Genomic DNA, 10,593 nt, shown 5'->3' on the forward strand with positions numbered 1-10,593 from the left:
AGAAAATTGTAGGTTGGGTAGAACGAAGTGAAACCCAACATTTACAGAAGTTTGTTGGGTTTCGTGCCTCAACCCAACCTACGTAAATTTTAAATATTAAAAAAACAAAAATAACTAATCTACAATCATGGATAAAAAAGACCATTTTCGCAACCTTAGTTATACAGACTGGATACTAACTGAAACCAAATTTAATCCCGAATATTTGCACAGCCGAGAAACCATTTTCACCATCGGTAATGGCTATTTAGGCACAAGAGGAACCTTTGAAGAAGGCTATCCCCGTGCATTATCAGCGACATTTATTAACGGCGTTTACGATGATGTTCCCGTAGTTTACACCGAACTCGTTAACTGTCCAGATTGGCTACCATTAACATTTATAATTGAGGGAGAACGCTTTCGCCTTGATCAAGGTACAACCTTAAAATATCACCGTCAACTAGACTTACATCATGGCATTCTTAGTCGTTGCTTACGTTGGTGTAGTCCTAATGGTAAAGTAATAGATATCCATTTTGAACGTTTTGCTAGTTTAGCTGACGAGCATATAGTAGGGCAACGTTGTCAAATAACACCAGTAAATTTTGATGGTTTAATTGAAATTCAAGCCAGTGTAAATAGCTATTCAGAAAATCAAGGATTCAATCACTGGGAAAGATTAGATCAAAATAAAATTACACAAGGATTCTGGTTGCATAGTCGCACTCGCAGTAGCCGCATAGATGTCGGTATAGCGGCAAAAATTAATATTTCCGGGACTAACTCGGATTTACAAATCAACACTACACCTGGTTATCCTAGCCTGAATGCAACTGTGATAGGTCAAATTCAACAGACGATTACTATAGTAAAAATAGTGAGTATTTTTACATCTAATGAAATAACAGAACCAGTTGCAGCCGCTAAAGAAAAACTCGTAAGTTTACCAGATTATATAATCTTAATTGATGCCAATGCCCAAGCCTGGGACACAGTTTGGCAACAAAGTGATATTATGATTGAAGGGGATATGACAGCAGCTTTTGCAGTGCGTTACAATCTGTTTCAGTTACTAATTGCTGCACCTAAAAATAATCATCAAGTTAGTATACCTGCAAAAACCCTATCCGGCTTTGGTTATCACGGTCATATTTTTTGGGATACAGAGATTTTTATTCTGCCATTTTTTACCTTCACCCAACCAAACTTAGCCCGTAATTTACTCAGTTACCGTTATCATACTTTACCAGGGGCGCGACGCAAAGCCGCCCATTATGGCTATCAGGGGGCGATGTTTGCTTGGGAAAGTGCGGTGACAGGGGATGAAGCCACACCGCGCTGGTCACTACGAAGTGATTTTTATGCCGAAGATATCCGTATATGGTGTCGTGATCGAGAAATTCATATTAGTGCGGATATTGCTTACGCTATTTGGTATTATTGGCAAGTGACAGAAGATCATGAGTGGATGCGAGATTATGGTGCAGAAATTATTTTAGATACCGCCATTTTCTGGAGTAGTCGAGTGGAATTTAATCCCCACTTAGAATGTTATGAAATTCGGGGAGTTATTGGTGCAGATGAATATCACGAATCAGTCCATAACAATTGTTTTACAAATCGGATGGTGCAATGGCATTTAGGAAAAGCTTTATTTATCTATAATTGGTTGCATTCCACTTTCCCAGAAGTAGCAATAAAACTGGAGCAAAAATTACAAATTACCTCTGAAGTTCTCACACATTGGCGAGAAATTATCACTAAAATTCTCATGCTTCACAATCCAGAAACCTTACTCATTGAGCAATGTGAGGGATTTTTTCAATTAGATAATATTAACTTAGCTGCTTATGAACCACGAGAAAAATCAATCCAAATTATTTTGGGGATGGAAAAAACCAATCAAGGACAAGTAATTAAACAACCAGATGTATTAATGCTTCTGTATTTGATGCGGGAATCTGCCGATTTTCCCTACAATCAGTCAACATTACAGGCAAATTGGGACTATTACGCCCCCCGCACAGATATTAGTTATGGTTCTTCCTTGGGACCTGCCATTCACGCCATTTTAGCCGCTGATTTGGGCAAATTACAGGAGGCTTATGAATGCTTTATGCAAGCGGCAATGGTAGATTTAGAAGATAAACGCGGAAATACCCAAGATGGGATACATGGTGCTAGTGCTGGAGGCATTTGGCAAACTGTAATATTTGGTTTCGGTGGGATCCAATTCAGAGAAAATGCCCTCATAGCTAATCCCCACTTACCCCCAACCTGGACAAGGCTGAAATTTAAGTTACAGTGGCATGGCAAATGGCACGAGTTTGATTTGCGTCAGGAATTGCCCAAGGCTGGGAAAACCAATATCCGGGGTGTGATTTTTGATTTAGATGGGGTGTTGACTGATACCGCAGAATATCATTACCAAGCTTGGCAAAAGTTAGCCAATGAGGAAGGGCTATTTTTTAATCGAGAAATTAATGAATCCTTGCGGGGTGTGTCTCGTCGCGCTTCTTTGATGTTAATTATTGGTAATAGAGAATATTCAGAAGTGCAAATTCAGGAAATGATGGCTCGGAAAAATAATTATTATGTAGAACTAATTCATCATATTACACCCGCAGATTTATTACCGGGGTCTGTGGCTTTGTTGGCTCAATTGCATCAAGCTGGGATCAAAATCGCCATTGGTTCTGCTAGTAAAAATGCCCGTTTAGTGATTGAAAAATTGGGAATTGGCAGTACAATAGATGTTATTACTGATGGTGATACTGTCCAATCTGCCAAACCAGCACCAGATTTATTTTTGAATGCTGCCAACCAGTTAGAAATTCCCCCAGATGAATGTGTGGTTTTTGAAGATGCAGCCGTAGGTATTACAGCCGCTAAAGCAGCAAATATGTGGGTGGTAGGCTTGGGACCAGAGGAGAGGGTAGGGGCTGCTGATGTGGTTTTGCCTAGTTTGGCTGGAGTAAAATGGGCAGAATTAGCTGCAAAAATTTTGGGTATTTCTGAATTAAAAGATTAATTTTGAAACCTCTTACCTTTGCGCCTTTGCGTGAGATATAATTAATTTCCGAGAAGTGTATTAACTTCGTGATCTGTGGTTTGGCTAAAATCATCGTACCATAAACCAATTGCAGACATTACTTCTGGAGATTGTAGACAAACTACGTCATCCACTTGGAAACGCAATTCTTCACAGGTATCTAGGGGTGCAACTGAAACTTTGTAATAGTTTCTTTAAATCAATTTCAACTTGTGCATACTCATTAATCAATTGTGACACCAATTCTAAAGACCCTGCCAAATTGCCATTCTTCCCTTTCGATTCTAACTCTAAGCAAAGCTGATGGATATCCATTGCTCCCAAAGAAGCACTGCTAGACTTTAGGTTATGGGCTGTTTTTCCCAGGTTATCAGCATCTCCCTGGCTTGCAGATGTTTGAATAGCGGCGATAATTTTCGGAGATTCCATCAGATAACAGTTGATGATTTCTGCCAACACGTCCTGATCACCTTCGAGCATATCTAGTAGGGATTCTAAAACCTGAGTATCAATTGAAGACATTTGTCAAATTTTGAAGGTGGTCAACTTTACTTGAGTTTGGACTAATTGACATTTCGACTTGCATACCCCAATTCACCAAGGCTTTATTCATAAATGGCGTAGCGATCGCGTCCTGTCAGTTTTGCCTGATAAAGGGCTTCGTCCGCTTTAGCAATTAGCCATTTTGGAGAACTGCTACTTTGGGGAATAATAGTCGCAATCCCCAGGCTCAGGGTAAGATGTGAACTAATTTGAGAACTTTCGTGAATTAAGTTCCGCGTGCGAATATAAGCAAGAATTATTTCCGCAATACAAATTGCACCAGTAGTATCTGTATTCGGTAAAACTAAGGCAAATTCTTCACCACCATAACGGGCTGCTATATCTCCTGGACGTTGGGCTACTTGATATATAATTTTAGCAACCTCCTTCAAACATTCATCCCCCAATTGATGTCCATAGGTATCATTATAATTCTTAAAAAAGTCTATATCACAAAGAATCAATGATAATGGCACTTGTTCTCTTTCTAATCGTTTCCATTCTCGCTCTAAAACTTGATCAAAGGAACGACGGTTAGGAATTTGAGTCAGACTATCTATGTTTGCCAGTTGTTGTAATTTCTGGTTAGCAACTTCTAACTGTTGATATAATTCTGCTTGTTGAATAGCCATAATTAATGGATATGTCAATTGTGTAAGTAAATCAATATCCGATTTAGCCCATTTGCGTGGTTTAGAACATTCATAAACTACCAATAATCCCCAAATATTGTTTTCCTGTTCAATGGGGACAACCAAATTTGCTTTAGCCTGTAATCCATTAAGTAAATCAATGTGACATGGGGAAAGACCAGCATCATTAACATCTTCAATCACATAAACATTACTGTGCCGATATTTATGACTGTATTTATCCAAGAAGCAAGTATCTTTAAATACTCTTCCTAACATAGAACTCCATTCAGGGTCTACAGACTCAACTATTACACATCCACTTCCATCCGGTTGAAACCGATAGACAATGACACGATCAGTTTTTAATAATTTACGGACTTCTATAACCGTTGTACTCAGAATTAGTTCTAAGTTTAAAGATGTGCGAATTTTTTGGGTAATTTTAGCGACCAACTGCTCTCGTTTAACTGTATACTGGAATTCTTTGATGAGCCAGTGCATTTGCAGTAAGCGGCGCACTCTTTGTTTTAAAACTGCCCAATGAATCGGTTTAGTAATATAGTCAACAGCACCAACTTCAAATGCTTTATCTACAGAACCTTGATCATCAAGTCCTGTAATCATCAAGATAGAGATATTGGGATCAAGTGCGTGTAACTGGGCGCAACAAATAAAACCATCTATTACTGGCATCATCGCATCCAGTAGCACAATATCCGGCGGTGAATTCAGGCAAATATCCAGGGCAGCTTTACCATCAGCAGCTACCATTACCTCATACCCCTCTTTTTCCATAGCAAGACGTAGTTGCATTTGTATAACTAAGTCATCATCTACAACTAACACTAATGTATGATTGGTGTGAATAGAGGGAGCCACAATTTCCTCGCTGAACTTGAACTAATATTACACTTGTTACATAAATTATACAGTGCTGTTGAGTAAAGGTATGATTTTATTTCCCGCAGAGACGCTCCAAGCGCAGAGAGTAGGAGTTTGAGAGATGGAATTTTCGACTTTCATACGCCAACTCACCAGCGCCCAATTTTACAGGAATATCCGGTAAGGGTAAAGCTCATTAGCTAAAGCCGCTGAGAGTGTCAAATTTAATTGGTTTTCACGTTTAAGGCATATTCTTTAAACCTTTCCAAGTCTGCTTGAATTGTGGATTCTACCACTTTTCCTAAAAATAAGTTATCCATCAGTCTACCAATTAGTCCTGGAATAGCATAGGAAACTGTCATTTTCACAATACTTATATCATGGCGATCATAAAAGCGAATAGCCCCTTGATTTGGTAAACCATCAACTGATTCCCATTGAATAATTTGATTAGGAATCATCTTCGTAATTCGGGATTTCCAAGTAAATTCTAACCCGCCTGTACTGAGTTTCCACAGGGAAATTTCTAGGTTATCTGGAGAAATTGTCACTGAATCAATCCATTTCATCCATTTAGGCATTTGCTCTAAATCAGACCACAATCCCCATGCTAGTTCTATGGGAACTTCTACTTCTACTTGAACGCTGTGTTCTAACCATTCACTCATAGGATTTTAGATTTTAGATTTTAGATTGGTAATGGGTAATTGGTAATTGGTAATTGGTAATTGGTAATTGGTAATTGGTAATTGGTAAACTTTTACTTATTCCCTATTCCCTCTTAACTAACTGTCACCTGTCCCCGTGGCGTAGCACCTGTCACCTATTTCTTCCCACTTTCGAGGATTGCTTTAGCAGCACGTTTTCCAGAGACTGTTGCTCCTTCCATGCTGTCAATATAATCTTGTTGTGTGTAACTTCCAGCTAGGAAAAAGTTAGGGATAGGTGTTTTTTGATCAGGACGGTAGACATCCATTCCTGGTGCTTCTCTGTACAAAGATTGCGCCAGTTTGACGACACTATACCAAGTCATGTTTAAATCTCTTGACGAGGGGAACAGTTCATGCACTTGCTTGAGGACATGATTAGCGATCGCTTCATTACTTTGTTTAATGAAAGGATCTCCTGGTGTCAATACCAGTTGTAACAATGAACCCTCGCCAGGACGATAATAATCGGCGGGACTAGTCAAAGCCAAATCAGCAAAACAGGAAAAATCAGCATCAGCGGTATACAACAAATTATCTATCCCTGCTGCCTGTAGGGGTGGTGTCACTCCGCCCTTACCCCGTTTTTCCTCATCTTGTAGTTCTGTCACCCAACCATCAAAACGTAGCTGTACTGTAGCGACGGGGACAGCATCTAACTTATAAATGTTATCAAATTCTGGCCACTTTCGCCAAGCTTGGGGTAAAACTCGCTGAATTCCTGGCACATCACAAGCACATAGATAAGCGTCAGCAGTGATCACTTCTTCTGTATCACCTTGGGCAACTAATATCCCTGTAACTTGGGTTTGTTCTCCAGACTCAGCAAATTGAATTTCTCTGACTTGACGACGGGTGTATATTTTTGTGCCTCTTTCTTCTAAATACTTAACAATAGGTTTGTGTAAATATTCATGAGGTGAACCTTCGAGCATTCGCAGAATTGAAGCTTCTGTTCGGACAGCAAAAAACTGGAAAATTGTCAACATACACCGGGCGGATATATGATCACAATCTATAAATCCCAAGGCGTAAGCAATAGGATTCCAGAGACGTTTGATGCTGCCTTTACTGCCTCCGTGACTGTAGAACCAGTCGGAAAAACTGATTTTATCTAATTTGCGAATAGTTTTCATAGCCCCATCAAAGTCTACCAAACCTTGAACTATTGGGCTAGTCCCCAGGGCGATCGCATTTTGGAATTTATCCCGTACCGAAAGTTGAGAAGTAGTAAAAAACGCCTTTAATCCATTAAAAGGCGCACCTGTGAAAAAGCGAAAATCTAATGCCCCAGTTTGTCCACCTTTATTGATAAAAGTATGGCTATGTTCCTTGAGGCGTAAGTTATCACCAGCCCCCACCTTTTCCATCAACTCAAACAAATTGTAGTAGCAGCCAAAAAAGACGTGCAGCCCCATTTCAATATGGTTGCCGTCACCATCTACCCAACTGCTAACTTTACCCCCCACAAACGGACGGGACTCGAAAATTTCTACTTCACAGCCAGCATCTACTAAATCTATAGCAGTTGCTAACCCTGCTAATCCCGCACCCACAATTGCAACGCGCATTCCCTCTTCCTTGTTCAGTTTCTTTACAAATTGTAACTGAATTGGTCAGTTGTCAGTTGTCAGTTGTCAGTTGTTAATATCTTCTCCCTGCTCCCTGCTCCCTGCTCCCTGTCGTCTATCACCCTCCCGTCACCTCTTCCCCTTGTGGGAGACTTCTAATCAGTTCTCGAATCACATCCGTTGCCGGTCTACCTGTCTGTTGACAATACTTTTCTAGTTTTTCCGCTTCTTGTGTGGCTAGATTCACTGTTATGCGTTTAACCGCCCATTTTTTGTTTGTCATTATCATGCACTTTGCTGTATATTAACTTGATTTAGAGGATCTGGTCACTCAAAACAAAAATGAGACTATGAAAGTTAGTCTGAATTAAAAATGTAACAAAAACACTAATCTTATTTAAAATCTTCAGTTTGTCAACTACTTACCCAAATAAATTTGGCGATAACCTGGCTTGAATACTGGAAATTTCTGGTAATTTGAGCCTGAGCGCCATTGACTCGACCTATCAGTGTGTAAATAGGGAACAAGTAACTGGGAATAGGTAACAGGTAAGAGGGAGTAGGTAACAGGGAAGAAAATAGAGCAGGACAATCTTACAAAAACAAAATTGGATTGTTATAGATATCCTGTAATTTAATTTATAAATTCTAGGTATATCTATTTATTTAGTCAACCGTTTCCAAGCTTAATTCTTCCGAGGAAAGTACACGAGCTTCTAATAAAGCCATCATATCTCTTAACTGGGGATTACCACGAGAAGCTCCAGTCAATCCTTTGGCAATGATTAACCCACAATGTCCTTGAGTATTTTGACACCGTTGATGCCATTTTCGCTTGGCTTCTATATGCACTGGGTCATCATCTAAAAATTGCCCAAACAAAAATAATTCACTGTTATGGGTTTGTAATAAACCTAAATCGTATAGATCATCATCTACTGGATCCGTGACAGTGTGAAAGCAGATGGCGTTTAATCCTCCAGCGGCTTGAATATTTTCAATAATCCCTTTAGCCTTGGGACGGGAGGTTTGAATGACAATCACAGGTAAACCATCACCGACTTGTTCAAATTCCCCTGCTGCTTGGTGATTAGGTGCTTGACGCAGGTAATTTAATGTTTCCCAAGGTAAGACACCCAAACTCATGAAAGCATCTTCTGGGATTAAGTCGTCTCTTAAGGCTTCAAATATGGAATCATCTTCGTCGTCTTCATGTTCGTCATCTAAATCAAAACCAGCCATTTCCTCTAGTTCTGCTGTCAACTCTGGCATGGTAGAAACAGTGACAGTTAAAGATTTGCGATTGTTGCCGGGTTCTGGTAGAGAAATTCGATAACGTTGGCTCAGGGTAAGAAAATCTTCGTCGTATAATTGCCGATGGTAGTCACGGAGAAACCGCAATAAACTTTCTACGGCAACAAAACTGAGGAGTGCCTCTTCTTCATACAAAACGGAACGTAATCCCTCTAGGGGGTGAATATTGCCGAAGGTAGGTTGAATTTCGGACAGGGGCATTTGTGCCAAATTACCCGGATCATCATCTTCGTTGTCGTGGAGGGAGTCAAATGTGAGAAATAGACAATCTTGTTTGAGGAAGGCTTCTTCTAAATCTTGATTTAGTTCATCTTCGTCAGCTAAAACAGCAGCCCGAAACCGTTTGAGGGAATCTTCCGAACGATAAAACAAAATTCCGTATTCAATGCCCAACATTCCCATGACGGAGGCATAGAGTTTTTCTACGTCCCATTGATTGATTTCTATGGATAAAATTTGCTGTTCTTCTAGAAATCGCCAAGGGGCAGTTTGCCAGACTTCTAAGGCTTGATCATGGAGGAGTTTGGCGTATTTAGGGGGTAAGTCGGGAGTTTGGCTATCAATGACTTCGGCAAAGGAGCGAAATAGTTCGTCAATTATGGGTAATTCCGGTACGTAGTCAATGGCAATGTCTAAATCCTGTAGGACTCCGCGCAGGTAAAATTGAATTTCCCGATCGCGCACAACTATTCTTTGTGGTCTACCCGGTTTGGCTGGACTTTGGGGATGTTCTATTGCCCGCATCAGGGTACGCACAATGGCTTCGGGACCCAGAGTGGGATCTATCATGTCCATGCCTCTAACAATGCCTTCTGAGGCATCTACCCAAAGAATGCAATCTCCTTTGGTGTCTGGGTCTGTAAATGGGGTGTGTGGTGATGACAATGGACGGCGATCGCCCTCCCATACAGAAGGAATCTGGGTTAATTTCTGCAACCGGCGACTGGTAGAGCGATTAAAACTTGTCATAGAGTAAGTGAATCAAAACAAAGCGATTGAGAATGGGAATTTCGGGAATGGTTAATCTTTCAACACACCTAACCCCTCAATTCTAGGATAAAAATCTCAGGTTGCTGACAAAGGAGCAACAGTTGAAAAAAGAAGGGATTATTTGGAAAATTTTTTCCTATCTTTCCATCTTCCCATCTTCTTATGCTTTTTTGCTCTCGTAATGTCGCTAAAATAGATGGGGGTCGCTAAAAAAGTTGTCTGTGAAGGCAGGGAACAGGGAACAGGGAACAGGGAACAGTTATTTGGATATCCTCTATTTTCCAAATCCGACAAGGAAAAATGCACCTCTTTGGAGATACAATAAGCCAAAACCTTGCACTTTTTGACAATCAGAAAATCTGAAACCCTTATCTGTTATTCTTTCTAATCTTATTCAGCATCCCCTCAATACAAAAACATTCATAGCAACCCAGAGGTACAAGAATGCCTGCTGGGATATTGATAAAACTAGTTCAGGAGTTAAAAATTTATGACCCAAGCAACTCAAACTCAACAACGGGGAATTCTGTTATCTGAAGCGGCATTACGTCAGGTTAAGTCTCTTCAAGATAAGCAAGGGCAAGATTTATGCTTGCGGGTGGGAGTCAGACAGGGTGGTTGTTCGGGAATGTCTTACATGATGGATTTTGAGGATGTCAGCAAGATTACCCCTGACGATGAGGTTTTCGATTACGATGGCTTCAAAATTATTTGCGATCGCAAAAGTCTACTTTACCTTTACGGCTTAATGCTCGATTATAGTGATGCCATGATTGGTGGTGGTTTTCAATTCACTAACCCCAATGCCGCCCAAACTTGCGGTTGCGGTAAGTCTTTCGGAGTATAATACCGTGAGAAGTCAGGAGTCAGGAGTCAGGAGGCAGGGGAGCAGGGGAGCAGGGGAGCAGGGGGCAGGG

8 protein-coding genes are annotated in these 10,593 nt (G+C 40.5%); 2 read left to right on the top strand and 6 right to left on the bottom strand.

Features of this window, described 5'->3' with window-relative positions:
- The first annotated feature begins 127 nt into the window (after positions 1–127).
- Positions 128–3,013 carry a beta-phosphoglucomutase gene (gene pgmB, locus PN471_RS15505; protein WP_271777621.1) on the top strand — a complete coding sequence of 962 codons (2,886 nt, stop codon included), beginning with the start codon at positions 128–130 and terminating at the stop codon, positions 3,011–3,013.
- A 171-nt stretch (positions 3,014–3,184) separates the two neighbouring features.
- Here pgmB and PN471_RS15515 read toward each other — a convergent pair whose 3' ends face one another.
- The 6 genes from PN471_RS15515 to PN471_RS15540 form a co-directional block, all read right to left on the bottom strand.
- Positions 3,185–3,556 (bottom strand): Hpt domain-containing protein, encoded by a 372-nt coding sequence (locus PN471_RS15515; RefSeq protein WP_334311925.1) that lies wholly within the window; start codon positions 3,554–3,556, stop codon positions 3,185–3,187.
- An 83-nt stretch (positions 3,557–3,639) separates the two neighbouring features.
- Positions 3,640–5,091 carry a GGDEF domain-containing response regulator gene (locus tag PN471_RS15520; protein ID WP_271777622.1) on the bottom strand — a complete coding sequence of 484 codons (1,452 nt, stop codon included), beginning with the start codon at positions 5,089–5,091 and terminating at the stop codon, positions 3,640–3,642.
- A 227-nt stretch (positions 5,092–5,318) separates the two neighbouring features.
- Positions 5,319–5,762: an SRPBCC family protein gene (locus PN471_RS15525; protein WP_271777623.1), complete on the bottom strand. Its 444-nt coding sequence runs from the start codon at positions 5,760–5,762 to the stop codon at positions 5,319–5,321.
- 155 nt (positions 5,763–5,917) lie between these two features.
- On the bottom strand, positions 5,918–7,372 hold the full coding sequence (gene zds / locus PN471_RS15530; RefSeq protein WP_271777624.1) for a 9,9'-di-cis-zeta-carotene desaturase: 1,455 nt from the start codon (positions 7,370–7,372) through the stop codon (positions 5,918–5,920).
- Between the two features lie 118 nt (positions 7,373–7,490).
- Positions 7,491–7,661, bottom strand: a complete 171-nt coding sequence (locus tag PN471_RS15535; RefSeq protein ID WP_271777625.1) for a CopG family transcriptional regulator — start codon at positions 7,659–7,661, stop codon at positions 7,491–7,493.
- A 377-nt stretch (positions 7,662–8,038) separates the two neighbouring features.
- Entirely contained in the window at positions 8,039–9,655 is a 1,617-nt protein-coding gene (locus PN471_RS15540; RefSeq protein ID WP_271777626.1) for a DUF6930 domain-containing protein, read from the bottom strand.
- A gap of 511 nt (positions 9,656–10,166) precedes the next feature.
- On the opposite strand from PN471_RS15540, the gene PN471_RS15545 reads away from it, so the two are divergent.
- Positions 10,167–10,523: an iron-sulfur cluster assembly accessory protein gene (locus PN471_RS15545; protein ID WP_271777627.1), complete on the top strand. Its 357-nt coding sequence runs from the start codon at positions 10,167–10,169 to the stop codon at positions 10,521–10,523.
- Positions 10,524–10,593 lie beyond the last annotated feature (70 nt).

Origin of the sequence: Aphanizomenon sp. CS-733/32, assembly GCF_028330045.1 — a bacterium.
Classification (GTDB): domain Bacteria; phylum Cyanobacteriota; class Cyanobacteriia; order Cyanobacteriales; family Nostocaceae; genus Dolichospermum; species Dolichospermum gracile.